Origin of the sequence: Shewanella sp. 10N.286.48.B5, assembly GCF_002874355.2 — a bacterium.
GTDB lineage: Bacteria > Pseudomonadota > Gammaproteobacteria > Enterobacterales > Shewanellaceae > Shewanella.
In genome coordinates this window covers 501,637-527,662 of the sequence record NZ_MCVG02000001.1, presented here as the reverse complement: position 1 = coordinate 527,662, position 26,026 = coordinate 501,637, and the positions used below count along the sequence as shown (strand labels likewise).

The window sequence follows — 26,026 nt, the reverse complement described above, 5'->3', positions numbered from 1 at the left end:
ATTTAAAAGCCCAACAGAATTTATTTCTATTGGGCTTTTTTGTAGCAACTTTCTATGCTTTTAATCAAAAAATTGATTAAAACTATTAATTTACTAGCTTATTTAGCAAACTCACCTTGCTCATCAAATGGCCAGTCAATGCCTAACCAAGCTTTAAGAAAGGCCTTTTGTGCAGCCGTTGGTGAATCAACACCGATTATGGCTAGCTCACCTTTAGGTTGCTCATCTAAGGTTAACTCAAGCTGCTTTAAGGTGTCGTTATTAAACAGGCTTACGTTAATGGTGTCTTGCGGGCTGAAATCTTCTAAGCGCTTTTTAAAGCCCGCGGCAGTGACTTTTAAACCGTTAATGGCTACCACTTCATCGCCAGCAACAATACCCGCCAACCATGCAGGGCTGTTACGGCTGACATGGGATAGTGTTAAATCATCATGCTGACCCGATAACGTCATACCGCTGTAAACAGTCGACTTTGGCTCTTTGCCATAGGATATCGCTAAACCCGCTTGTGCCAGTAAGGTATCAAAATCTAAGCTGAATGGCTGGGTAATATGCTGCTGCCACCAAGGCTGATAATCTTTACCTGCCAGCGTCTTTAAAATACCTTTTACATCATCAACGCTATAGCCTTTAGGCAGTTTATGGTCACGGTATAATTGACGATGAACATCACGATACGAATGCGCTAACTGGGTGTCTTTCAATAAATTAAAATCCAGTGACAACGACGCCAAGTAGCCTTCAGAATAGATATTGACCCCATGGTTAATGGCATAATCACCGCCAGTATTGGTCCACTCATTTAAACTGGCTTGCGCAACCGATTGTATTTCACGACCCGGTTTATGCAGGTTGTTATTTATCCGTTTGGCTAAATCGGCAAAAAACTCTTTCGGGGTAATGACATCGGCTCGCAATAATAACTGATTTTGAAAATAACTGGTTGAGCCTTCAGCCATCCATAATAACTCTGTCATGCTGGCATTTTGGTAATCATAAGGCACTAGGCCCTGTGGGCGATAAGCTTTGACATTCCAAGTATGGATAAACTCGTGAGATGCTGTGCTGATAAAGCGCAGGTAATCTTTACGTTCTCTAAAGTTAAAGCGTGGCAATTGAATAATGGTTGAATTTAAATGCTCAGTGGCGCCTCGTGCGCCACTGGTGGCATGCACCATATACACATAACGCTCAAACGGGTAGTCATCCCAAATCACCTCAGCTTGGCTGCTGATTTTGGTTAAATCTGTAACGATTTGCTGAGCATCGTAATTACCTTCACCCCAAAAAACCAGTTCATATTCACGACCGTCAGCTGTAAAGCGATAATGGGCGTTTTCACCGGTTTCAATTGGCGAGTCAATTAACACATCATAGTTATCAGCAATAAATGAATGGGCTTTGCTGCCCTGTGCCATACCTGAATAACTGTTCCAGCCTTGGGGCACATTCATTGAAACCAACACATTGTCATCACGAAACTCTGGGCTATACATAAACACCCCACTGGCATCGATATAAGCATGTGAGCTATCAATATGACGCACTCGAGTACCTAAATCATTGGCATACAACTGATAGCTGACATTAACTGCAGTCGGTTTTGACAAATTCACTTGCCATTCCCCCGTCTCAGTACGCTGCCATGGTAACGCTTGGCCCTGTTCATCTGTTGCTGTAAATGAGCGAACCCCATCAGCTAACGGCAGCACTGCATATTTTCCCGTACGCCAAACGGGTAAATTGACCGTTAAATTCTCAGCTGAAGATGTAGGGAAACTAACATTCACTTGGGCTAAATGGTGCTGTGGCTGAGTCAAATCGATTTGGTAACTAACTTGGGCAAGGCTGCTGGCGCTAAAAAGTAAGCTGGCAGATAAAATAGTCAATTTTTTGGCTTTCACTCTCGATTCCTTCTGTTATTATTCTTGTTATGTTTTTAAGGACTTGTAATTAAATTTCTTCCCTTAAGGCGCGCAGTATAACAAGTACAGTGAGTTCACTCACCTAGTAACAATAAAAGCTTACAAAAATTATAATAAGGTTGCTCATTCTTCATGCGAAAACTCATCAGTGGTTTACTCAGCTTAATATTACTGTCGGCCTTTCCTGTTGTTGCGGATACCTTTATCGAAGCTGAAATTGAGTTTAATGAACGCCCAGTTCAGTTGTTTGAGCAACTGCAGAAAAAAACCAACTTCCCATTATCATTTAACAACCGCCAGCAATTTGAACAACTGGCTGAAGAGTTAAAATACCAACCTAAGCAATTACAAAGAGATTTAGCGACCCTAGCAAGATTATATTTACAATCAACCATCACAGCCCCTAATGAAGTCAGTCATGCCCGCTTATTAACCAGGCAACTTGAATCAATCGCTATTAGCCCGCTAGATGAAGCAAAAATTTTACTCTTAGAAGGAAGAATAAGAGGAAGAGAGGATCAGCAATATCAGCAAAGTATCATTCTGTTCAAAGAGGCATTAAACAAAATAGCCTCACTCAACGACAGCGAAGCCATGACCTTTAAATTTGTGTTACAAGGTTATTTAAGCATCATGAATAGCTTGCTAAAACAAGATACCCAAGCCATGTATCACTACAAACAGTATCGTGACCTTGCCTACCAAATGCGGGTGGATTATTTCATTGCCCAAGCTGAAACCGCTTTAGGTAAGTTCTATGTTAATAAGCAGCAACTGGCGAAGGCATTACAGCACTATAACGAAGCATTTCGTATTACCAGTCGATTAGACACCCCAGTGCTACATGCACACACTCAATTTCAGTTATCACGATTATATCGAGATCTAGGCCAATGGGATGAAGCCCTAAAAAATGCCAACAATGCCGCCATTAGTTTTCAGCAGCTAGGACAACAAGCCTTCCAATCAAAGGCCCTGACAGTCATAGCCATGGTTTATGGCATGCAAAAACAATGGAATAAAGCTATTGATTACTACCTTAATGCCCAACAAATTGATCAACAAAATGGTCATCTCATTGGTCAAGCCCTTAACTTTCATAATATCGGCGAAGCCTACTTTTATTTAGATGATTATCAGTCATCCCTCAATTACTTGACCATGGCCAATGAAATTTTTAAAGCCAGAAAGGTATTACACTACTTAGTGTATAACGAGTTATTGTTTGCTCAGGTAAGCTCAAAACAGCAGCAATGGCAGCAAACCATTACACATGCTGAGGCAGCGCTAGAGATAGCAGAATCAAAACAACTGATTGATGCCCAAAAAGAAGCCTTAGAATACCTTTCCGTTGCTTATCGTAAAGTGGATGACATTTCCTCTACCCTTGAGGTAATGGATAAAATGGTTGCCATTAGCCAAAGTGAACAAGAGTCACCAGTCAATGACATGGTTCATTCAAGCTTAAACGAAGAAAAATTCAAATTAGAAATTAGAAATTTACAGCAAAAACTCACTCACTACATGGGTGATAACAAGGACCAGCAAAAGGCTATTATAATCCTGTTTGCGGTGATATTTATCTTTGCCTTTTTATGGTTTGTCAGCCTAAAAAAATTAAATCGTGCCAAACAAACCTGCCAAACCTTACGACAGTTATCCGTACAAGAACCACTGACACAACTGAATGGTTACCAGGCCTTAATTAATTTACTTTCAAGTGCCCGTTCACCCAAAACGCTGGCTTTAGTGAATATACGCGCCCTGGCTGATATTGATATTGATCTGGGTTTATCTGAATATAAGGCAATTACAGTATCCCTTAGTAAACAATTAGAACTGGATTTACATTGTGAAGTGTTCATCATCAAGCCGGGTGAATTTGGCTTATGTTTCTCAGACGAGTTATCAGCCCAGCAAACATTAACCAACTTACAAGCACAGCTAGCTGCAATCACCATTGCCAATAAAAGCAATATACCTAATTTTTCAGATATTAGTGAGCAGCCATTACACGCCATTATGGGCCACGTTAACTTGCCATTACTGGCCAATCCGGATGTAAGATTAACGGCACAATTACAATATGAAACGGTGCAATATGCCCTCGCGGCGGCAAAAAGCCTCAATGAGGATCAAACCTATGTCAGTATTCGCAGCTTAAATTTTGCCCCTGCGGCGATATTTTTTAAACCCTTGTATTTAAATTTAACCCATGCACTGCAAAGAGGCATAATTAGGGCTGAAACAAATCGTCAAGCTGCCGATATTAAGTGGCCAACCGGTTGAGTTAACAACTCACGTGATTTACGCTCAAATAACACACAAGTCAATGATATATATCAAAAAAGCAAACAAAAATTGTGTGTAAACAAGTAATTAGTGGTATTGTATCCAATATAGTTAATTGGACTAATAACAAATTTATTTTTCTCAAAGAAGGCTTACAGCATGCAAGACTCTTCAGCAGCGGTGTCACAAGTTTCATTATTAAAACAAAAGCTCAACGCCGCTAAATTAGCTATCGAAGAAATTCATGATGATCGTAGTGAAAAATTACGCACCTTAATTCAATTTTTAGGACACTTAAGCTTAGCGTGCAAGGGCCAAAATCTTGAATTAGATAATCGCCTTGCCAAACTGAGACATCATTTACAGGGTTTTGAGCAAATAGATGAAGCCTTGCCTGAATTGGTGGGTATTGAGCGGTTATTAAAGGCACAATATAGCCAAACAATGACTAGCCTTGAAGAGAGTCGCAACAGCCTGTCCCGGGTGATCAGCCAGATTCAGCGGGTTGATTCTGCCCCTGATGAAATCAAAAAAGAAATTAATTACTTTAAAAAAGATCTTAATAAGCCGATCCATACCATTTGGGAATATATTCCTAAGGTGGAACAAGTTATCGGCTTTTACGAGCAAATTCTTCAGCAAAAGTTTGCCAATGCTGATGACCATGTCATTTTGCCTCAACACTTAATTTTAGCAAAAGAGTTAGCCCAAAAAATATCTGAGATAGAATTCAGAAAAGAGCAACGTGATCAAATTCTGGTCATGAAAGAAGTGCTTATGGGTGATATTAAGCTCAATACTTTACTTGAGTCATATCAAACAATACTGAGCTTTTTACTGAATAACATTGCCCGAGAAAAAACCGCCTCTCAGGATTTTCTGTATACCTTAAATGATGCGATTAGCATAGTTCGTGATGTGGTCAATAATACTGCAAACAATAACGAGCGTTCACAACAAATTAAAACTCAGCTTAATAAAGAAATTAACCTGCGGGTTGATAATGCTGACGGTATTGTCGATGACGTCGATGATATCATCGCGCTAAAAACTGAGCTGACCGTCCAACTTGCTTCATTACGAGATGCATTAAACCGTAAAGAAGCCCTTGAAACTCGTGAGCAATCACTGCTACGTAAATCCGTTGAGTCGATGAAAAAAGAGCTAAGCTCTATTACTAAAGAAGCCAACAGCTACAAAGAAAAACTGTTTGAGCATCAAAAACTCAACCTATTAGACCCATTAACCCAACTGCCAAATCGTGCTGCATTAGAAGATAGAATGGAGCAAGAGTATAGAAACCATAAACGCTTTAATAGTCCATTATGGGTGGCGGTAACTGATATTGATTACTTTAAGACAGTCAATGACAGTTTTGGTCATAGTACCGGTGATAAAACCCTGCAAGTCATTTCCATGGCGCTAAAAAACTCCCTTAGAGAAAGTGAATTTGTTGCCCGTTATGGCGGCGAAGAATTTGTTTTATTGCTACCAGATGTCAATGAAGAGCATATTGGTCTATTGTTAAATCGGGTCAAAGATAAAATTAAGAATATTCCATTTAAGTTTAAAAATCAGAGAATTACTGTGACATTATCCATAGGTGCAGCTCAGGTCATGGAAAACGAACGTATCGAAGAAACCTTTGAACGTGCTGATGCTGCACTTTATAAAGCCAAAAATAATGGTCGAGATAGAGTTGTAATCGATATCTAGTATCTACTGCAACTCTACCAAGGAGTTGCATATGATAATAAAGATCAGCCCTAGAGGCAGCTTAGATCAACTTTCGCAAATGGAGGTTGATCGCCTCAAGCAAAGTGCTAAAAATGAGTTATACCAACTACTGCGAAACTGCTCACTGGCAGTGCTTGCCTCCGGTTTAAAAAGTGATAATTCTGACGCTTTATTCAAGCGCTACGCCAATTTTCATATCAATGTGCTGCAACGTGAACGCGGCTTATTACTAGAGCTCATCAACCCGCCAACACAAGCCTTCGTTGATGGTGAAATCATTGCAGGGATCCAAGAACATCTTTTTGCTGTGCTTCGCGATATCGTCTATATCGACAATAAATATGACAATCTAAAGCACATCAATCTCACCAATGCCAGCCACATTACCAATGTGGTATTTGATATCTTGCGTAATGCAAGAGTCATTTCACCGATGATCGATCCTAATGTCATAGTGTGTTGGGGCGGACACAGCATTAACCCCATAGAGTATCAATACACCCGTGAAGTAGGCTATGAGTTGGGGTTAAGAGCGTTAGATATTTGCACCGGTTGTGGTCCAGGCGCAATGGAAGGCCCAATGAAAGGCGCCGCCATTGGTCATGCCAAACAGCGCATTAAAGATGCCCGCTATATTGGCTTAACCGAGCCCAGTATTATTGCTGCAGAGCCCCCGAATCAAATAGTCAATGAGCTGGTGATAATGCCAGATATCGAAAAACGCTTAGAGGCCTTTGTCCGTTTAGGCCATGGTATTGTTATCTTTCCCGGCGGCGCTGGCACCGCTGAAGAGCTGCTTTATATTTTGGGTATTTTGCTTAATCCCGCCAATGCCCAGCTGCCCTTTCCACTGATTTTAACTGGCCCTAAACAAAGTGCGGACTACTTCACTGAAATAGATGACTTTATCGGCGCTACCCTTGGTCAGCAGGCCCGAGATAAATACCAAATCATTATTGATGATCCTGTAAAGGTAGCGCAGCTGATGAAACAAGGCATGAGCGATGTAAAAGCCATGCGTAAACAACTTGGTGATGCTTACCAATACCAGTGGGCGCTGAAAATAGAACCTGAATTTCAACTGCCTTTTGAGCCAAATCACGAGGTCATGAAAAACCTGCACCTGTTTTTTCATCCGAACAAAGCTGAGTTAGCGGCCAGTTTACGGCGGGCGTTTTCAGGCATTGTTGCCGGTAATGTCAAAAGTGAGACCATTAAACTTATTGAAGACTTAGGTCCATTTGAGATAAGTGGTGATGAGCGGCTGATGACCATGATGGATAAACTGCTTGCTGCGTTCGTAACGCAACAAAGAATGAAACTGCCAGGCAGCGAATATACTCCTTGCTATCGCATCAATAATAAAAAATAGCACATGTTATATTGCTTTACTTTGCCGTCTACATCTTGCTTTTTAATCAAGTAGCGCTTAAATAGCCATTGATTCCACTGTTAAAAACAAGCCGTAAGGTTTAAGCTCAAGGACGGTTAATTTATAATTAAATCATACAGTGGCTCAATGTGAGCGACCTTACTGCAAACGAAAAGAAAACCATGAATAAATTACTCATTATCGATGGCCTTAATCTTGTTAGGCGTATTCATGCGGTATTGCCAGATGAAACGGATATCGTCAGTGTTAAAGAGCGCACACTGTCAGCATGTAAAAAATTACTTAAACATCACCAACCAACTCATGCCATTATGGTGTGGGACGGTGATGAAGAATCGTGGCGTAAACAGCTCTACCCTGATTATAAAAAAGGCCGTAAGCCTATGCCTGTCGCTTTAAAGGCTGGCCTTGAAGATATCAAAACCGCTCTGGCCATTGAACATGTTCAATCCCATGATGCAATTTCAGAGGCCGATGATGTGATTGCCACCTTGGCCACTAAAATTGCTGAAAATAACGGTCAGGCCATCATAGTGTCAACCGACAAAGGGTTTGGGCAACTGATGCATAGCAATATTGTTATTTGGGATCATTTCAAGCAGCAATATTTTGATATAAAAGCCTTAGAGAAAAAGCTCGCCGTGCAGCAAAATCAAATTTTAGACTTTATCGCGCTTGCGGGAGACGCGGGGAATAAAGTTCCTGGTATTACCGGTATTGGGCCAAAATCAGCAGCGGATTTATTAAACAAGTTTAGAAGCTTGGCAAACTTATACCAGTCACTGGATAATCTTGGTGCGAAACAAGCGCTAAAATTATCAGAGGGCAAAGAGATGGCAAGAATCAGTTATAAATTGGCGCAACTGCAATGCCATATGCCGCTAAACATTAACCTCAAGCAGTTTAGAGTAGTTAGCTAACCATTAATGAAGCAAGGAATCGCCTGATGAAATCTAAAGTGTCATATTTAATCGCAACCATCTTTATTGCATATGTCACTTTTGTTATTTTCGTTATATTTGTCTACGAGACTCGGCCAGAAGATCGCAGCTGGCAAGAACGCCAAGAGTTTAACCATAAAATGCTTAGCGAAATTATAATTGGCCAAACTATTGATAGCATTAGGCAACTAATGGGCCGAGCCGATTTTTCAGAGGCCAAAGCATCATCTGATGGCAGCTTTCAAATTATGTTTTACCGCACTCACCATGTCACCTCCGACGGTCAAACCACTAAAGATGAATGCACGCCGCTGTTATTTAAAGATGGTGAGCTGATTGCTTGGGGGCAAGAAACCTATGAGCAATTTCTGCAAATACCGATTATCGCTATCGCACCTCAAACTGAAACCGATCTTAACGCGATACAAACCAGTCCAATTCCCGCAGAGCAAGGCATAGAAACAGCAATAACTTCAGAACAGTAACCGCTCAGCTGAACCCATAAAAAATGCCACTGTATATCGCTATCAGTGGCATTTTTAGTTCAATATTAGATTGAATTGTAATCGTTAATCTTGGTTATATTCTCGATACGCCTCACCTTCTTTTAACCACTTAGGCGCTGCAACGCCTTTTAAATAATGGTCAAAATACTGCTTCATTCGAATGGTGTAATCTAGTTTATTAGGGTACTTTTTCAAATGATGTGGTTCATCTTCATATTGTAAAAACACCACATCTTTACCGGTTCTGCGCATGGCAAGATATAGCTCCACGCCTTGCTCCCACGGCACCGCATCATCTTTATCACCAAACATAATCATCATTGGAGTTTGAATGCGTTCAGCATAAAACACCGGTGAGTTTTCAATGTACTTTTGCGGCGACTTAAACAAACTTTCAGCAATTCGGCTTTGACCTGTTTCATACTGAAATTGACGAGCAAGGCCAGAGCCATGACGAATGCCGCTATAAGCACTAGTCATGTTCGACACGGGCGCACCGGTAACCGCTGCTTTAAAGATATTGGTTTGGGTCACAGCGAAAGCGGTTTGATAACCGCCCCATGAATGGCCTTGAATACCAATGGCATCTGGGTCGGCAACGCCCATATCAATGATTTTTTGAACGCCAGCAGTTAATGCCTTTACTGACGAGATCCCCGGGTAACCTACTTCAAAACGAATGTCAGGTAAGAAAATGGCATAGCCATTATCTGCATACCAAGCAAAGTTTGGTCGATGATTAATTGCCATATGCGGGAATGAATGCAAACGATCGCTCATAAAGCGATAGAAATACACCATAACCGGATACTGTTTACCGGCTTGATAATTCGTGGGCTTAATCAGTACGCCATCAGCTGGGCGGCCATCACCATCACGCCAACGCACCAATTCTGCAGCGCCCCAATTAAAATCATCTCGCTGACTATCTAAGTCAGTTTGTTGGCTGGCTTCATTAGGCGTATTCACACTTGAGGTGTATAAATCAGGGTAAAGATCATAACGCTGCTTAGAAAACACCATAGTGTCGCTATTTTTACTGCGGGCAAGTACCGTCAATTTTGCCTCGGTTTCAAGTTGCAACGTCACTCCTGGGACGCCAACAGTGGCGCGATAAAAACTGTCAGCTTTGGTGTGTTCATTATAACCGTGCAATAGCAGCGCTTGCTGCTGCTCAATGACAGCAGGCGTATCTGACGTTGCATATAACCCGGCCAATCTAAACTGCTGACGATTTTTACGTCCTTCACCCGCAGACAACATAAAGCCGTCAAACGATGAGCTGCTAAATTGCCACACATCATATTTGTCATAGCCAATAATGCCTGAATCATCGGCTAGCCAAGGCCCTAAGCCATAACTTGGCGCATTACCTGGATAATCATGGTCTTCATTAGCAAAGCTAATCGCAATATCTTTGGTTAAGCTGTGTTTTCTGGCATTAGCAATATCATATAAAAACAACCCACCTTGTTGATAATACGCTACAAAACGCCCATTAGGAGACAAGCTTGGCATTTCACCTGAGGCATGTTGAGTTAAGATTTGCAGCTTACGGCCAGTATTTAAATCCACTAAATAGACATCTTGATAAAAGCCTGCCCAGGTGATCATTTTTTGATAAGGCACATCTGAGGTAGCTAATAAATAACGCTTTTGCTCACCATAGTGCACATCGGGTACGGCTTTATCTGCCAGTTGCACTATACGGTTAGCATTAACGTGCATCACAGCAAGATAAGTGCGCTTTAACTCTTTGGCATATTGTTTTACTTCATGAGGTTTTATTTTTGGGTCGTCACCATGCCACACTTTTAAATCACGAAGTCCGGTAACAATTTGTTGGTCAAATAAATCGGCTTCAGACTCTATTGATGCCAGTGTCAGGGCTTTATCTACTTGCGGTACGCGGCCAATAAATAGCCTTAAGCTATCTTCAGAAAAGAAAATTTTTGAATGCTGATTCAAAGTCCAGTCATCATCTGTTGGCACCTGTTTGAGCTTAAGAGACTCTAGAGCCAAAAGCTTCAGTTGATACTCTCGCTCATCACGCTCTACACTTGCATCCCCTTGGGTAAAGCCAAGCCAGTTGCCATCATCAGATAAACTAAGCTCTGCCACTTGATAACCGTCTGACTTATAAACTTGCGTTAGAGTATTAGTGATTAAATCGACCTTTTTAATCACATGCTGCTTGGCAGCAATATCATTAATGGCAACCACAAATTGGTTACCTGAGCGGTCAAAGTTAAATTGAGTAACATGGTCAAACTCCTGAAAAGTATTGGTGGCGAGTTGAATGAGCTTAAAACCACTGCCTTTATCTGCGCCATTAATGCTCGTTTCTTCAGCGTCCTCTTTGCCATCTTCTTTAGTGTCATCAATATCAAACCAAACCGCTAAATAATCACCTTTGGTACTAAACTCAGCTTGTTTAACCCGCTTAAACTGTTGCTGGTTACCTGTTTTGGTATTCAGTAAGCTAAGCCCTGCACTAAGCTCAGACTTTTTGAGGGTTTCTTTTTCTAATAAGCTCGGCGCAATAGTGGCAATCACATAATCACCATTTGCGCTGACTTTAACATCAGAGCCACCATCAATTTGATACTGCTTTTGTGTAGCCACTTGATTGACTAAAGCGCGGCTATTACCGCGATCTGGCATAGCCTCAACCGCTAACACTGTGCCATTTTCAGAGATAACGGGAGTCTGTAAGGTCTCAAAGCGCATAATATCATCGAGCAATAACGGCTTAATGTTGTCAGCTGATATGGCTGACATTGACACTGCTAACAGAGTCAATGGAATAAGGTTACGTAACTTCAAATCTTCCTCGTTATTGTTGTTATGGAATGAAATACAGTTCAGCTAAATTCATTAACTGAAAACATAATTGAAATTTAATAAAGCATTGTTGAAAATATCACCGCAATTTAATTAATGACCTTTCAGACTAAACTGTGCCAAGTTATTTTGCAGCCCCTTAGATTGTTAGTAGGCCCAAAGCTAGTAGACTGTAGTTAGTAGACCAAAGTCGTCTATTTAAAATCTGTCACCAGCTTATGCTATGCACGCGAAACAACTTTACAACCAACCTTTTATTAACAACTAAAGCTGATTTATGACGCGAAATAAGCCTTTCAATTACATGGTTGTGAATATCTTAAAGCAATCACCTGAGGATTAGCTTAATTATTTAAAAAAATATGTGATTAAACTCACTAAAAACTGTAAAAAAAAATCTAAATTCGTTAAAATGCGCCGCAACAAAACCGTGAGTAAGTAGTCTTGTTAAGGTGTTGTAAACAATAACAAGAAAATGCAGTAACCACTAAGTGGAAGGACTATCCATGCCAAAACGTACTATAACCGTAATCCCAGGTGATGGGATTGGACCAAGCATTATCGATTCGGCTTTAAAAATTCTCGACAAGGCTGGTTGCGACTTTGAATATGAGTTTGCAGACGCCGGTTTAGCCGCATTAGAAAAGCAAGGTGAATTAGTACCTCAGCGTACCTTAGACCTTATCGAAAAAAACCGTATTACCCTTAAAGGGCCATTAACCACACCTGTCGGTGAAGGTTTTACCTCTATCAATGTAAGCCTACGTAAAAAATTCAGCTTATATGCTAACGTGCGCCCTGTACTTTCTTTTAAAGGTACTCAAGCACGTTATGACAACATTGATATCATCACAGTACGTGAAAACACTGAAGGTATGTATTCAGGCTTAGGCCAAAAAGTATCTGACGATGGCGCTACTGCTGAAGCGACCAGTATCATTACTCGTCAAGGTGCAGAGCAAATTACCACTTTTGCTTATGAGCTAGCACGTAAAGAAAACCGTAAAAAAGTGACTATCGTTCATAAAGCCAACATCATGAAGTCAACTTCAGGTTTATTCTTGAAAGTGGCGCGTGAAGTGAGCCAGCGTTACCCAGATATCGAAACAGAAGAAATGATTGTGGATGCAACGTGTATGAAGTTGGTCATGAATCCAGAAAACTTTGATGTATTGGTAACAACTAACTTATTCGGTGACATTCTATCTGACTTATGTGCAGGTCTTGTTGGCGGCTTAGGTATGGCGCCTGGCGCAAACATCGGTAAAGATGCGGCAATTTTCGAAGCGGTTCATGGTAGCGCACCTGATATTGCAGGCAAAAATCTTGCAAATCCTACATCCGTGATTCTAGCCTCTATACAAATGCTGGAGTATTTAGGCATGGCTGACAAAGCGGAAATGATCCGCTCTGCAGTATCTGCTGTGATTGAAGAAGGCGACCGCACAACCCGCGATCTTGGTGGTACTCATGGTACAACTGACTTCACTCAAGCTGTTGTTGATCGTTTAGGATAAGCTTTATTACCCTTTTAGCTGAGTTATTGCAGCGCTAATAACTCTAGTTTTAATTAAAGGATAATAAAAAAGCCCTTAGTGATATTCACTAAGGGCTTTTTAATGCTTGTTTAAATTTCCAGCTAAATAGCTTAGTTAAACGCCCAAGCAGTATTAGGTTTAACCCATAAGTGAACTGTCACTTCATCACGATCATGATAAAGGTGCTTACACTGTAATTTAAAATCTGTGATGTCGTTTTCTTTTAAAATTTCAGCCATAGTATCTAAAATCTGTCTGACTTCTTTATAACGACTTTTCATTGGTAATTTAAGGTTAAAAATGGCTTCTTTAAACCAGCCATTAATCGCCCAAGCTTCAACGAGCTCAGCAACACGTGACGGTTTTTCTACCATGTCACACACTAACCAATAAATGTTTTTTCTTGGTGGTTCGAAACGAAAACCATCGGCGCGATAATGTTTAACCTGTCCAGTGTCCATTAACTTCTGATCCATAGGACCATTATCAACTGCGGCGACAAACATGCCACGACGTACTAGCTGATAAGTCCAGCCACCAGGACAAGCGCCTAAATCCACAGAATGAAGCCCTGAGCGGCAGCGGTCTTCTTGCTCTTCCTTTGTCAAGAATTGCCCAAAAGCCTCATCTAATTTCAAGCTTGAACGACTCGGAGCATCGGCAGCCATTTTAAGACGGGGAATGCCCATAAAATAAGGTGAGCTATTGTTTGATAATGAATAGCCGACATAAGCCGTACCCGGCGCTACAAAGCACACATGAATGATAGGTCTGCGGTCATTTTCTTGAGCTAATAATGCGCCAGACTTTTTCAGGCCTTGGCGTAAAGGCACAGTAAATTTGCGGCAAAAACCTGACAGTTCTTTAGCTTCATTGGTATCTGGAGTTTCAACTCGTAATTCTCCCGCTTTTGACACTTCACTTAAAGCAGCCACAATCGGTGATACTCTGTCTTTTTCAGGCAAATCTTTTATCAACTCACCAGCAGCAAACATTTGTCTTGCAAACACTAATGAATTTAACTCAATTTGCTTTGCCAGTTGCTCACCGCCGTTTTCTTCAAAACATTGGTAAATCACATAAGCATCATTGGTATTGGTTTTAACAAAGCCACCAATATTTAATTCAGCTGCACGCTGTTGAATTTCTGCAGCACAATCTTTCTCATAGCCTGCGCGGCAAAATATAAAGAGGTTTTTCATGATAAGCCTTAAGCTTCTATAACCATAACTGCTTCACAGTATGGTCGAAGGACAAAATAATGGGGGCATTATACTCAAAAATTATGCCGCTGTGTTAAATAGAAAAGGCAAACCGATAAAAGCAACAAAGCAGCAGATTTGATAAACAAGCTGCTGCTTTGAAATATTTGCCAAAGGTGACGCTAAGTTATTTCTGCTTAGTATGTTTTGCTATCCCAATGGCAAACAATGTCCAGCCAATCAGCATACAACCGCCGCCCATAGGGGTAATTGGCCCAATCCATTTGGCGCCAGTAAAGGCATATAAATACAATGAACCTGAAAATAATAAAATACCCACAAAGAATAAATAACCTGCCCAATCCAGCAGTTTTGAACTTATCCAGTGACCACTTAACGCTACGGCAATAATGGCAAAGGTGTGATAAAAGTGATAATCGACACCGAGTTTAAAAATCGCAACCAACTCAGGCGGGGCAATACTTTTTAACCCATGGGCACCAAAAGCCCCTAAAGCAACCGCTAAAAAACCACTGATTGCCGCTAACAGTAATAAACCTTGTCTCATTGATATCTCGCTTTATAGAAAATTAATCCACAATATCAGTAATAAACTGATCACATATGGTTAAGCAGTGCTTCAGATTAGCCTCTAATGTGGTTCCTGACGACTTACGTGGCTTAAAACTATGATCGCCATCGGTTATCCAGCTGACTTTGACTTGTTTATTTATATCCCACTGGGGTATTTCGCTTATACCGCCAAATTTATCCCGCTCACCTTGCACCACCATTAATGGTTTTATGCCATTATTTAACGGCTCAAGTCTCGGCTCTCCGCCTTTTAATGGAACAAAGGGATAACCTAAGCAAATGCAGCCTTTAATTAAGGCGTTAACTGAAGCAGAGATCTCAACCTGCTCATCATTAATGATAAGTTCGTCATCGGTTAACAATGTCGCCGCCATTCTGCCACCCATTGATTTCCCCATTAACACAATGTTTTCGACCACAAGATCATTGTCTTCAATGGTTTGTTCAATGGAATTAAGTAGCCTAGTAAAATGCATTAACAGTTTAGGCGCTCTATCTGGCGGCCTTCTTTTGCCATCTTGCATATTGGCTTGCATATATAAGAAGTTAAAGCGCAATACTTGATAACCTTTAGCAACCAAGCCATTGGCGATATCGACCATAAACTCATGGTGCATATTAGCCCCAGCGCCATGGGCCAATACCACTAATGTTTTACTGGGGTCGCCCTGTAAGATTGATTCAATTTCTAAACTATCGTTTGTTACAGCTGGGCCTAGGGGGGTCATATCATTAGTTTCTTCGATTGTTAGTGACAACAGCATTAATTACTACGCTATGTGGTTAAGCTTGGGTAAGTTAGCCCTAGCCTGACAGTAATTCACTGCGAGACTCTTCAGCAAACATATCTACCATCCACTCTCTAAAGGCAGCGACTTTACCTAATTCAGAATGATTTTGCTGACACACTAAGTAATAAGCATCTTTGCTGACTAGCACCTCTGAGAACGGACACACCAAGCGGCCTGCTTTTATATCCGGCCTTGCGAGTACGCTGTAACCCAGCGCAATACCTTGGCCATGAGCGGCAGCTTGCAGTACTAACGATGAATGACTAAAGATGGGGCCAGAATTAACATTAATTTCACTAATTCCACATTGCCTAAACCATGCCTGCCAATCATGACGGCTAGAATCGTGCAGTAAGGTATGATTTTTTAAGTCGCTGGGTTTCTCTAATGGTTTAGGTCCATTAAGTAACAGCGGTGAACACACCGGAATGAGCACTTCATTACGCAATTTATCCGCTCTTAAGCCAGGCCAATTACCTTGGCCATAATAGATGGCCACATCTACATCATCAGTCAATGAGCCCGTTTCGCTGTCAACAGCTTTAATGCGTACATCAATATCGGGATTTTGCTCACTAAACTTAGCCAAACGCGGCACAAGCCATTGAATTGCAAAACTTGGTGACATACTTACCGTTAACGAACCAATGGCGCTTCGGGCTAATAATCGGTCGGTTGATTCACCTAATTGGATAAAAATATCTTTAATATCGAGGAAATAACTTTGACCTTCTTCGGTCAATAAAAGCGAACGATTTTTGCGGCGAAACAGCTTTAGGCCTAGAAAATCTTCTAATGCTTTAATTTGATGACTAACAGCAGCCTGAGTAACAAACAACTCTTCAGCGGCACGGGTAAAGCTCAAGTGCCTTGCTGCTGCTTCAAATGCTTTTACCGCGTTCAAAGGTGGCAATCTTCGCGACATAGTGATCCATCTCTCGTTTTTTAATTAGTTTTTCTAATGAATAGCGTTACATTTTGTCGTTTGTAAAGAACACTGTGTTCGGTTAAATTATGACCATCAGATTTATGGTGAGTTGGACAACTTCTACGCAGTGTAAGGGTGTGTCCGCCAGTGTTAAGTCAGCCCGGAGGCGACCTTTATGTTCAATTTAAAATCATTAGCTACAGTAGCTTTACTTTCTTGTTTTGCTTTTACAGCTAGCGCAAATGAAGAAGGCATTGATATCAGCGACCTTCAAGCTTCAATAAACGCAGAGCTTCAACAAAGCATGTCAGAAATGCAAAGTAATGTTCAGGTTGATGTTAACAGCACTTTAGCTGCAGACAAAGAAGTTCAACAGCCAATCACTACCGCTGAAACGCGCACTGCTGATTAATTTACTGTAAAAACAGTAACAAAAAAACCGCATTGACCATTTAAATGGTAATGCGGTTTTTTTATGGGCTGAAATGACTGTCGCAGTTTCAATATGAAATACACATCACAGCCTGCAAAGCTTAAGTAGGAGCATCGACTAGCGATACTCCTTTTACACCATTAAGGGCGGTATACTTTAACGTTGCTGTGACCTTGCTCAGTCAGGTATAACGCTTGTAATTTACTCATTACGCCGCGATCACAGTAGAGTAAATAGGTTTTACTTTTATCTAAATCAGCAAATTGCGTTGCTAATTTAAAGAAAGGAATTTTTAAGATTTCAGTGCCATCAATGCTTAGTGGGTTTTGCTCTTCTTCATCTTGTGCTCTGATATCAATCACAACACTGCCAGCTTCAATTGCATCAACGGTTTCAGTTTCACTTACTGTGGTTTCAACTTTTTCAGCAATTTGCTTAATATCGATAACCACGGCATCTTCTACAATACGGTCAATTAAGTCTTCACTGAATTTAAGCTCTTCTGCTTCAATTTTTGCCAGTACAGCCTTAACGGTTGGCTTTTGCGAAATCACACCACAATATTCAGGAATCGCTTTAGCGAAATCTTCAGTACCAATTTGGCGACTTTCATTGATAATGTCTTGCTTATCCATGGTGATTAATGGACGTAAAATCAATAAATCCGTACAGCGGTCAATTACGTTTAAGTTGGTCAGAGTTTGGCTTGAAACTTGACCTAAACTCTCACCTGTAACCAAAGCTTGGATGTTGTACTTTTCAGCCATTTTAGTGGCGGCGCGCATCATCATACGCTTAAGAATAACGCCCATTTGACCGTTATCAATTTTTTCTAGAATCTCAGCAACCACTGGCTCAAATGGTACAGTCATAAAGCGCACTTTGTGTGACTCGCCATATTTCTGCCACAAATGATAAGCCACTTGCTTAACACCAATCTCATGCTGCGCGCCACCTAAGTTAAAGAAACAATAGTGAGTGCGGGCACCTTTTTTGATGAATTGATAGCTTGATACACCTGAATCAAATCCACCTGAGATAAGCGATAATACATCTTCTTGGGTCGCCATTGGGAAACCACCTAAACCGGGAATACGGCGCACAACCATATACAGTTTTTCATGGTCAATTTCTAAATTAACCGTCATATCTGGATTTTTTAATTTCACACCCACAGCATCTGTGTGCTGGTTTAAACCGCCACCAACGTAACGCTCAACTTCAATTGAATTAAAGTCATGCTTACCAGTACGTTTAACGCGAACACAGAAGGTTTTACCTGCCAATTGCTCTTTATAAACTGGCAGTACTTGCTGGTAGATATCATCCATTGACTCAAAACTGTATTCATCAACTTGAACAACATGAGCAATACCAGGAATACATTCTAAACGCTCAGCAATGGCGTTAATGCGCGTTTGTTCATCGCTGTTGACGTGGATCATAATGCGATCCCATTGACGTTGTACTTTTACTTCGTCATCAACTTTTTTAAGTACATTTCGAATGTTGGTCTCAAGAATTTTAGTAAAACGCATACGAACAGTTTTACTTTTCATCATGATTTCTGGGTATAGCTTTACAATAAACTTCATTGGATTTCCGCGGCAACTGATTTGGATGTTCACTTTTACGACTACGGATTGCGTTGATATCCAGCGCAAAATCAACTCATAAAAGTCAAAAATAATAATGGCTGGAAATTAACCAGCCAACAAAGGCGGGATTATAGCAAAAACTGTCTATATACCAAACACAATAAATTTTATTACACACAATCTTTGAGCTTAGGTGCTAAGGCTGTCATTAAATCTAAATAAAATTAGCAGTCTAAGCAATACTGCAACACAGCGTCAGTGAAACGGCGTTGCGATTACTGGCTATACAGCGCTATTTAAAGCCGATAAAAAGCCGCTTAAGGACTAAGCGGCTAATCTCATCTTATATAAAGAGCGCGTTTCTATGGCTGCTGTGATTGTGGCGCGAGTACTTCTATCTCAGCAGACTCTTTCGCCTTGCCTTGTTCAATAGCAATTTCAACTCGGCGATTACGGCTACGGTTTTTATCAGAGTCGTTAGCCACTAATGGCGCATTAGATGCCATACCCACCACCCGCATTCTGCTGTCATCAAAGCCTGTCACTTTGGCCAGTTCATGGGCTACTGAGACTGCGCGTTTACTGGATAAGTCCCAATTAGAACTGTAAAGCTCATTGCTAATGTGCATGCCATCGGTATGACCTGATACTGTAATAATGCCGGGAACATCTTTTAATAAGTCACCAATTGAGCGAATAACAGGTTTAAATCTTGGCTGTAAAAAGCCTGAACCCGATGCAAAAGAGCCTTTTTCGCGGATCCGGATAATAATCTGTTGCCCTAACGATTCAATTTCGATGGCGCCATCAACAATTTCCTCATTGAGTTTTTCGGCCATTTTTTTCACTTGGTCGTTAATATTTTCTTGCTCAGACTTCGCTTGGGCTTGCTGAGCCTGTGCTTGTTGCTGGGCCGTCGCTTGAGCATTACCGCCGCGATTATCCCCTTGCTGTTTTTGCACGCCGCCCGCACTGGCATCGTCGCCTGCTTGATACTCAATGGTTTGCTCTGTCATCTCATTGGTTTGCTGATTGATAATTTCAATAGGGGTAGGGTCCGGTTTTCCCGGCCGAAACTCTAACGCAATCACCGAGGTGCCTTTAGGAATATCTTTAACTTCAACTTTATTTTGCACCCCGAAGGCATACTTCATCGAACCGGCAATTTGCTTAAACTTCATCACGTCCATTTCAGAGAACGCCAGCAGCAAAACAAAAAAGCACATCAATAACGACATAAGATCAGCAAAGGTGGCTAGCCATAACGGCGCGCCGGGTGGTGGACAATCACACTTGGCTTTTTTAGCCATGAGCTACTCTCCGTCCGTGGTATCGATTTGACGTTGTTTTTCACCTAGATAATTTTTCAGGAAACCTTCGATAACACGTGGGTTCTGACCATCTTGAATCGCCAAGACCGCATCCATAATCAAATTGCGGTTAAGTAACTCTTCACTCATACGTAATTGCAATTTATCAGCAATCGGGAGCGCCACCATATTGGCGATAATCGCGCCATAAAGCGTGGTTAATAATGCCACCGCCATTGCCGGGCCAATTGATTTAGGGTCATCCATATTCGATAGCATGGCCACTAAACCAATCAAGGTACCAATCATGCCCATGGCTGGGGCCACATCACCTAAGGATTTAAAAATGCCAATGCCGGTTTTATGCCTTTCCTCGGTCAGGGCAATATCTTTTTCTAAGGCTTCACGCACCACATCACCATCATGGCCATCCACTAACATGTCGACCGCTTTTTGCATAAAACTGTTACCGATCTGCGCTTCTTCTAATGCTAAAAAGCCCCCTTTACGGGCTGCATCAGCCATATTCACTGATTGGTCAATTAACTCCTCAGGCTTATCAATTTTAAACATGAAAGCTTTAGCGCCAATTTTTACCGCGCCTAAAAATTGCTTAAGATTATATTTCATCATCACAACGAAAAGAGAACCAATAAGCACAATCATCACCGATGGCGCATCAATAAAAATCGAAATCCCACCACTGTTCACCATAGAACCAATAATAAAAGCGAAGGCGCCTATTAAACCTATTAGGGTTGCTAAATCCACAATTTCTCCTTGAGCGCAGTCTTAATAATGCTGCCTTACTTCTATGAATACCAATGTAACACTCTGAGCTATTAGGACAAATGTTCAAACGAACAAAAAAAACTCATACAGTGACACTTTCATCGATTAATTGGCTGGTTTATCAAAAAAGCATCAAAAAATGCTATTACGACTACCATTATTACTACCATGGATTTCAAACTTCGCTTAAAGCGACCGCTTGACACTGGTATTCATTATCTATATCGGTCAAACTTAGCCCAAGTTTAGGAATATTTTATGAATTATATAAATATTCAGTCACAAAGCGTGCTATTGAGCAAATAAACAACGACTGAATTTGACCCTTAGCGCGGCCTGATATACCTTGTCCCCGCATAATAGAAGGAATAAGAATTGTGGCAAAAAAACCTGAGAATCTAAGTTTTGAAGAATCCTTATCGGAGCTTGAAAACATTGTTGCAGATCTTGAGCAAGGTGAAGTCACTTTAGATAATGCCCTTAAACAATTTGAGCGCGGCATTAAGCTAGTGCGCCAGAGCCAATCTAAGCTAGAACAGGCTCAACAAAAAGTTTCCATCTTATTAAATGAAGACGATACCAACCTCAGCCCATTTACCGTTGAAGGCGAATAAGTGTGTTAGCCCAGTCAATTGAACAATACCAACAACGCGTGAACCAAGTTTTAGCAACTAAACTTGCCCAGCTTGATGACGCTGCCCCTATATTAAAAGCCGCAATGACCCACGGCGCCTTATTGGGCGGCAAACGCATTCGACCTTTTATGGTTTATAGCATTGGTGAAATGTTAGGTGCTGATTTAAAGCAGCTTGATAACGCCGCAGCCGCTATCGAATGTATTCATGCCTACTCATTAATCCATGATGATTTACCTGCCATGGACGATGATGCCCTGCGCCGCGGCCAGCCAACGGTGCATATTGCTTTTGATGAAGCCAGCGCTATCCTTGCAGGCGATGCCCTGCAAACCTTAGCCTTTGAACTTATTTGCGAGCCTAATGAGAGCATTAGCGCCTCTCAGCAACTTGCTATGGTAACCGCTTTAGCTAAAGCATCGGGTTATAGTGGTATGTGCGGCGGACAAGCTATTGATCTAGGCGCCACCAATAAGCGTATAGACCTTGAGCAGCTAACCCTGTTACATAATAAAAAAACCGGTGCCTTAATTAGCTGCGCTGCAGAACTTGCCTTAATCGCGGCATCAGCATCAAGCCTAGACCAACAAATTATCAGAGACTTTGCCGCCAATATTGGCTTAGCCTTTCAAGTACAAGATGACATTTTAGACATCATTGCCAGCACTGAAGAATTAGGTAAACCCCAAGGCAGTGATCAAGAGTCCAATAAAAGCACATTTCCTAAATTATTAGGGCTTAAGGGTGCAAATGAATGCGCCGAGCAACTAATTAACGATGCACTATCAGCGCTGGCAAAATTGACCTACAATAGCCAGTTAATTGCAGACTTCGCCCGCTATATCATTGCGCGAAGAATATAAAGAGACAGTTTACCGCCATATGAGTTTCGATAATTCTCAATTTCCGGTATTAGCTCAAGCTAATACCCCTGACGATTTGAAAAAGCTGCCGCAAGGCATGCTGCCACAGTTATCCGATGAATTAAGACAGTTTTTGCTTAAATCAGTCAGTAACTCAAGTGGCCATTTTGCTTCAGGCCTTGGTACTGTTGAATTAACAGTAGCACTTCATTATGTCTATAATACGCCTTTTGACCGCGTAGTATGGGATGTAGGCCACCAAGCTTACCCCCATAAAATTCTCACTGGTCGTCGTGACAGAATGCATACCATTCGTCAAAAGAACGGTTTACACCCTTTCCCATGGCGTGAAGAAAGTGAGTACGACACCTTTAGTGTCGGGCATTCTGGTACCTCTGTTAGTGCAGCATTAGCCATGGCTGTGGCTGCAGAAAAAGAGCAGAAAAATCGTAAAGTCGTGGCCGTTATCGGTGATGGTGCGATGACCGGCGGTATGGTGTTTGAGGCCATGAACCATGCAGGCGATCTGCACAATGACATGTTAGTGGTGTTAAATGACAATGAAATGTCTATCTCAGAAAATGTCGGCGCACTGAATAACCATTTAGCCCAACTAATGTCAGGCCGCTTCTACACCACCATTCGTGAAAGCAGCAAAAAAGTGCTCAAAGGTATGCCTGTCATTAAAGAAATGGCAAAGCGTACTGAAGAACACCTTAAAGGTATGGTCGTACCTGGAACCTTATTTGAAGAACTAGGTTTTAACTATATTGGCCCGATTGATGGTCATGATGTTGATTCATTAGTTGAAACCCTGCGTAATATGCGCGATTTAAAGGGCCCGCAAATCCTGCATATCATGACTAAAAAAGGTCGTGGATATGAGCCTGCTGAAAAAGATCCTATCGGTTGGCATGCAGTACCTAAATTTGACCACACTCAATTTAGAAAGCCGAAAACAAAACCAAGTTCACCGACATTTTCGCAAATTTTCGGTAAGTGGTTATGTGATGTTGCTGAAAAAGATGACAAGTTACTCGCCATTACACCAGCCATGCGTGAAGGCTCGGGCATGGTTGAGTTTTCACAGCGTTTTCCAAACCAGTATTTTGATGCCGCGATTGCTGAGCAACACGCGGTCACCTTAGGTGCTGGTTTTGCGTGTGAAGGCTACTCAGCTGTTGTCGCTATCTATTCAACTTTCTTGCAGCGTGGTTACGATCAGTTAATTCACGATGTAGCTCTACAGCGCTTACCTGTGTTATTTGCTATCGATCGCGGTGGTATTGTTGGCGCTGATGGCCCAACTCACCAAGGTGCTTTTGATTTAAGCTTCCTGCGTTGTGTTCCCAATATGGTCGTTATGGCACCATCTGATGAAGATGAATGTCGCCAAATGCTCTATACCGGTTATCGCTATAAAGATGGCCCAACGGCGGTTCGCTACCCTCGTGGTTGTGCGACAGGTATTGAACCAACTGAAGAAATGACTCCTATTGCGATTGGTAAAGGCTTGGTTAAACGTCAAAGTCAACAGCAGACGCAACGTGTAGCCATTGTTAACTTTGGTACTACTCTTGCTGCAGCGCTTGAAGCCGCTGAGACGCTCGATGCCACCGTTGCCGATATGCGCTTTGTTAAGCCATTAGATTTAACCCTGCTCGCTGAGCTTGCTCATAGTCATGACGTGATTGTCACCGTTGAAGAAAATGCCATTATGGCCGGTGCGGGTAGCGGCGTCATTGAAGCGCTGCATCAAATGAAAATCTTAAAGCCTGTGCTGCAAATTGGCTTACCTGATGAATTTATCAAGCATGGTGGACCGGATGAAATCATCCAAGAGCTTAAATTAGATGGTGCGGGTGTTTTAGCCCAAATCCAAGACTATTTAAGTTAACCGCCTCAGGGAGTTAAGCCAATTTGATTGGCGCTACTAAAAATCACAAAAAAGGACTGCATTGGCAGTCCTTTTTATTAACTCTTTATTACTAACGCTTGATTACTAACTATTGCTTTGCCAACCCTTTGCTTATTGATTGGCAAACCAAGAAGTCAGTTTTCAATTGTTATGCATTACGCTTGTGTATCAACACTTGCGCCACCTTGAGACACCATAACCATCGCAGGGCGAAGTACACGGTCTTTTAAGATGTAACCTTTTTGCATAACTAGCATCACGGTATCTTTAGGGTATTCTGCACTTGGCTGCATACCGATAGCTTGATGATGATTTGGATTAAATGCTTCACCTAATGGATTAACAAGCACTACGCCATTTTTCTCAACTGCTGCCATTAACCCTTTCATGGTCAATTCAACACCTTCAGCAATCGCTTTAGTTGCTTCATCTTCAGCATCAACACCAGCAAGTGCACGTTCCATATTATCTAATACAGGCAAAAGCTCATTCACGAACTTTTCTAATGCGAAGGCACGGGCTTTTTCAACATCTTTTGCTGCACGAGCGCGGATGTTTGCCGTTTCAGCAGCGGCGCGAATTTCAACATCTTTACGCTCAGCTAAGGCTGCTTGAGTTTCAGCAAGTTGTTGCTCTAATGCTTCAATTTTAAGGTTAGCTTGAGTTAACGCATCAACTTCGGTGGCCTCTTCTGCTGCGACTTCAGTTTCCGTTTCATTGACGACTTCTGCATCAATGATCTCTTGATCTACTTTGTTTGACTCGTTGCTCATTTTCACTCCAGCTAAAAATGCTTTGTTTCTGATTACTATGGGCATATTATGGGGATCATTTTCTTCGTTTCAAGCCTTTGTGCAAATCAAATACTAATATGACTAAAAAGTTTCAAACAATCGGCCTCATTGGCAAGCCACATCATCAAGGTACCAATCGCACTTTAAAGCGTTTGCATCATTGGCTTTCCATGCAAGGCTTCGACATATTAGCCGAAGAGCGAGTGGCTTCTGAGTTAAAAGTTGAAGTGGAATCTGTTGATTTAACTGAATTAGGTGAGCGCTGCGATCTCGCTATTGTCGTCGGTGGTGACGGTAATATGCTCGGCGCCGCGCGGGTATTGTCTCGCTTTGACATTGGGGTTATTGGGGTTAACCGTGGCAACCTTGGTTTTTTAACGGATTTACCACCCGATAACTTTGAAGAATCACTTTCTAAGGTACTTGAAGGCGAATACGATACAGAGAACCGCTTTTTGCTAGAGGCTGAAGTGCATCGTCATGGGATTTTAAAAGCCAGTAACTCTGCGGTTAACGAAGCGGTATTGCATCCGGGTAAAGTGGCACACATGATCCAGTTTGAGGTCTATATTGATGAGCAATTCATGTATAGCCAACGCGCCGATGGCATGATTGTATCAACCCCAACGGGCTCAACAGCTTATGCCTTGTCTGCTGGCGGCTCAATTTTAACCCCTAACCTGCAAGCATTAATTTTAGTGCCTATGTTCCCTCATACACTATCGTCTCGCCCTATTGTGGTGGATGCATGTAGCACCATAAAATTAGTGGTATCACCGGATAACGGCGAGAACTTAGAAGTCAGCTGTGATGGTCACGTTGATTTAGCTGTGTTGCCTGGGGATGAAATTTTTATTCGCCGTAGCAATAATCATTTAAGAATGATCCACCCTAAAGGCCACAATTACTTTGATGTTTTGCGCGCTAAATTGGGCTGGGGCAGCAAACTGTTTTAAGGGCTAATGTTAGCTGCAGTGGTTGAAAATAACTGA

Annotated in this window: 21 protein-coding genes; 11 read left to right on the top strand and 10 right to left on the bottom strand. The window is 41.7% G+C overall.

Annotated features, from left to right (window positions below):
- Positions 1–98: 98 nt before the first annotated feature.
- Positions 99–1,904 carry a M61 family metallopeptidase gene (locus BCU57_RS02285; protein WP_102439536.1) on the bottom strand — a complete coding sequence of 602 codons (1,806 nt, stop codon included), beginning with the start codon at positions 1,902–1,904 and terminating at the stop codon, positions 99–101.
- 153 nt (positions 1,905–2,057) lie between these two features.
- On the opposite strand from BCU57_RS02285, the gene BCU57_RS02280 reads away from it, so the two are divergent.
- From BCU57_RS02280 to BCU57_RS02260, 5 genes are all read left to right on the top strand, one after another.
- Complete coding sequence (locus BCU57_RS02280; RefSeq protein ID WP_102439535.1) at positions 2,058–4,214, top strand: tetratricopeptide repeat protein; 2,157 nt, start codon at positions 2,058–2,060, stop codon at positions 4,212–4,214.
- A 162-nt stretch (positions 4,215–4,376) separates the two neighbouring features.
- On the top strand, positions 4,377–5,933 hold the full coding sequence (locus BCU57_RS02275) for a GGDEF domain-containing protein (RefSeq protein WP_102439534.1): 1,557 nt from the start codon (positions 4,377–4,379) through the stop codon (positions 5,931–5,933).
- A gap of 31 nt (positions 5,934–5,964) precedes the next feature.
- A complete protein-coding gene (ppnN, locus tag BCU57_RS02270; protein WP_102439533.1) occupies positions 5,965–7,326 on the top strand; it encodes a nucleotide 5'-monophosphate nucleosidase PpnN in 1,362 nt (453 codons plus the stop codon).
- A gap of 182 nt (positions 7,327–7,508) precedes the next feature.
- Complete coding sequence (xni, locus tag BCU57_RS02265) at positions 7,509–8,267, top strand: flap endonuclease Xni (RefSeq protein ID WP_102439532.1); 759 nt, start codon at positions 7,509–7,511, stop codon at positions 8,265–8,267.
- Between the two features lie 26 nt (positions 8,268–8,293).
- On the top strand, positions 8,294–8,773 hold the full coding sequence (locus BCU57_RS02260; protein ID WP_102439531.1) for a DUF3192 domain-containing protein: 480 nt from the start codon (positions 8,294–8,296) through the stop codon (positions 8,771–8,773).
- An 84-nt stretch (positions 8,774–8,857) separates the two neighbouring features.
- Here the strand turns inward: BCU57_RS02260 and BCU57_RS02255 are convergent, their stop codons facing one another.
- Positions 8,858–11,524, bottom strand: coding sequence for a prolyl oligopeptidase family serine peptidase (locus tag BCU57_RS02255; protein WP_413211444.1), 2,667 nt, complete (start codon positions 11,522–11,524; stop codon positions 8,858–8,860).
- A gap of 620 nt (positions 11,525–12,144) precedes the next feature.
- On the opposite strand from BCU57_RS02255, the gene BCU57_RS02250 reads away from it, so the two are divergent.
- Entirely contained in the window at positions 12,145–13,155 is a 1,011-nt protein-coding gene (locus BCU57_RS02250) for an isocitrate dehydrogenase (RefSeq protein ID WP_102439529.1), read from the top strand.
- Between the two features lie 131 nt (positions 13,156–13,286).
- Here the strand turns inward: BCU57_RS02250 and rlmM are convergent, their stop codons facing one another.
- The 4 genes from rlmM to BCU57_RS02230 form a co-directional block, all read right to left on the bottom strand.
- Positions 13,287–14,378 (bottom strand): 23S rRNA (cytidine(2498)-2'-O)-methyltransferase RlmM, encoded by a 1,092-nt coding sequence (rlmM, locus tag BCU57_RS02245; protein WP_102439528.1) that lies wholly within the window; start codon positions 14,376–14,378, stop codon positions 13,287–13,289.
- Between the two features lie 187 nt (positions 14,379–14,565).
- On the bottom strand, positions 14,566–14,946 hold the full coding sequence (locus BCU57_RS02240) for a DUF423 domain-containing protein (protein WP_102439527.1): 381 nt from the start codon (positions 14,944–14,946) through the stop codon (positions 14,566–14,568).
- 22 nt (positions 14,947–14,968) lie between these two features.
- Positions 14,969–15,700: an alpha/beta family hydrolase gene (locus BCU57_RS02235; protein WP_102439549.1), complete on the bottom strand. Its 732-nt coding sequence runs from the start codon at positions 15,698–15,700 to the stop codon at positions 14,969–14,971.
- 76 nt (positions 15,701–15,776) lie between these two features.
- Positions 15,777–16,688: a transcriptional regulator GcvA gene (locus tag BCU57_RS02230; RefSeq protein WP_076540323.1), complete on the bottom strand. Its 912-nt coding sequence runs from the start codon at positions 16,686–16,688 to the stop codon at positions 15,777–15,779.
- Between the two features lie 178 nt (positions 16,689–16,866).
- Between BCU57_RS02230 and BCU57_RS02225 the strand changes: the two genes are divergently transcribed.
- Positions 16,867–17,103 (top strand): hypothetical protein, encoded by a 237-nt coding sequence (locus tag BCU57_RS02225; RefSeq protein ID WP_102439526.1) that lies wholly within the window; start codon positions 16,867–16,869, stop codon positions 17,101–17,103.
- A 161-nt stretch (positions 17,104–17,264) separates the two neighbouring features.
- On the opposite strand, the gene thiI is transcribed toward BCU57_RS02225, so the two are convergent.
- From thiI to pomA, 3 genes are all read right to left on the bottom strand, one after another.
- Positions 17,265–18,719 carry a tRNA uracil 4-sulfurtransferase ThiI gene (gene thiI / locus BCU57_RS02220; RefSeq protein WP_102439525.1) on the bottom strand — a complete coding sequence of 485 codons (1,455 nt, stop codon included), beginning with the start codon at positions 18,717–18,719 and terminating at the stop codon, positions 17,265–17,267.
- 365 nt (positions 18,720–19,084) lie between these two features.
- Entirely contained in the window at positions 19,085–20,032 is a 948-nt protein-coding gene (locus BCU57_RS02215; RefSeq protein WP_102439524.1) for a flagellar motor protein MotB, read from the bottom strand.
- A 3-nt stretch (positions 20,033–20,035) separates the two neighbouring features.
- Positions 20,036–20,803, bottom strand: coding sequence for a flagellar motor protein PomA (gene pomA, locus BCU57_RS02210; RefSeq protein WP_102439523.1), 768 nt, complete (start codon positions 20,801–20,803; stop codon positions 20,036–20,038).
- Positions 20,804–21,201: 398 nt separating this feature from the next.
- On the opposite strand from pomA, the gene xseB reads away from it, so the two are divergent.
- Genes xseB through dxs form a run of 3 tightly spaced genes read left to right on the top strand, consistent with a single transcriptional unit; the run spans position 21,202 to position 24,219 of the window.
- Positions 21,202–21,438, top strand: a complete 237-nt coding sequence (gene xseB / locus BCU57_RS02205) for an exodeoxyribonuclease VII small subunit (protein ID WP_076540313.1) — start codon at positions 21,202–21,204, stop codon at positions 21,436–21,438.
- A 2-nt stretch (positions 21,439–21,440) separates the two neighbouring features.
- Positions 21,441–22,322: a (2E,6E)-farnesyl diphosphate synthase gene (gene ispA / locus BCU57_RS02200; protein ID WP_102439522.1), complete on the top strand. Its 882-nt coding sequence runs from the start codon at positions 21,441–21,443 to the stop codon at positions 22,320–22,322.
- Positions 22,323–22,341: 19 nt separating this feature from the next.
- Positions 22,342–24,219 carry a 1-deoxy-D-xylulose-5-phosphate synthase gene (gene dxs, locus BCU57_RS02195; RefSeq protein WP_102439521.1) on the top strand — a complete coding sequence of 626 codons (1,878 nt, stop codon included), beginning with the start codon at positions 22,342–22,344 and terminating at the stop codon, positions 24,217–24,219.
- A 176-nt stretch (positions 24,220–24,395) separates the two neighbouring features.
- On the opposite strand, the gene grpE is transcribed toward dxs, so the two are convergent.
- Positions 24,396–25,013, bottom strand: a complete 618-nt coding sequence (grpE, locus tag BCU57_RS02190) for a nucleotide exchange factor GrpE (RefSeq protein WP_076540307.1) — start codon at positions 25,011–25,013, stop codon at positions 24,396–24,398.
- 98 nt (positions 25,014–25,111) lie between these two features.
- Here grpE and nadK point away from each other — a divergent pair, with 98 nt between their 5' ends.
- A complete protein-coding gene (gene nadK, locus BCU57_RS02185) occupies positions 25,112–25,990 on the top strand; it encodes an NAD(+) kinase (RefSeq protein WP_102439520.1) in 879 nt (292 codons plus the stop codon).
- The last annotated feature ends 36 nt before the right edge of the window (positions 25,991–26,026 follow it).

Coding starts and splice junctions, on each gene's coding strand:
- ppnN (WP_102439533.1), top strand. CDS start 5,965: ATGATAATAAAGATCAGCCCTAGAGGCAGCTTAGATCAACTTTCGCAA.
- xni (WP_102439532.1), top strand. CDS start 7,509: ATGAATAAATTACTCATTATCGATGGCCTTAATCTTGTTAGGCGTATT.
- rlmM (WP_102439528.1), bottom strand. CDS start 14,378: ATGAAAAACCTCTTTATATTTTGCCGCGCAGGCTATGAGAAAGATTGT.
- BCU57_RS02235 (WP_102439549.1), bottom strand. CDS start 15,700: ATGACCCCCCTAGGCCCAGCTGTAACAAACGATAGTTTAGAAATTGAA.
- BCU57_RS02280 (WP_102439535.1), top strand. CDS start 2,058: ATGCGAAAACTCATCAGTGGTTTACTCAGCTTAATATTACTGTCGGCC.
- thiI (WP_102439525.1), bottom strand. CDS start 18,719: ATGAAGTTTATTGTAAAGCTATACCCAGAAATCATGATGAAAAGTAAA.
- BCU57_RS02250 (WP_102439529.1), top strand. CDS start 12,145: ATGCCAAAACGTACTATAACCGTAATCCCAGGTGATGGGATTGGACCA.
- BCU57_RS02255 (WP_413211444.1), bottom strand. CDS start 11,524: ATGCGCTTTGAGACCTTACAGACTCCCGTTATCTCTGAAAATGGCACA.
- grpE (WP_076540307.1), bottom strand. CDS start 25,013: ATGAGCAACGAGTCAAACAAAGTAGATCAAGAGATCATTGATGCAGAA.
- BCU57_RS02240 (WP_102439527.1), bottom strand. CDS start 14,946: ATGAGACAAGGTTTATTACTGTTAGCGGCAATCAGTGGTTTTTTAGCG.
- BCU57_RS02260 (WP_102439531.1), top strand. CDS start 8,294: ATGAAATCTAAAGTGTCATATTTAATCGCAACCATCTTTATTGCATAT.
- BCU57_RS02215 (WP_102439524.1), bottom strand. CDS start 20,032: ATGGCTAAAAAAGCCAAGTGTGATTGTCCACCACCCGGCGCGCCGTTA.
- dxs (WP_102439521.1), top strand. CDS start 22,342: ATGAGTTTCGATAATTCTCAATTTCCGGTATTAGCTCAAGCTAATACC.
- nadK (WP_102439520.1), top strand. CDS start 25,112: ATGACTAAAAAGTTTCAAACAATCGGCCTCATTGGCAAGCCACATCAT.
- BCU57_RS02275 (WP_102439534.1), top strand. CDS start 4,377: ATGCAAGACTCTTCAGCAGCGGTGTCACAAGTTTCATTATTAAAACAA.
- BCU57_RS02230 (WP_076540323.1), bottom strand. CDS start 16,688: ATGTCGCGAAGATTGCCACCTTTGAACGCGGTAAAAGCATTTGAAGCA.
- BCU57_RS02225 (WP_102439526.1), top strand. CDS start 16,867: ATGTTCAATTTAAAATCATTAGCTACAGTAGCTTTACTTTCTTGTTTT.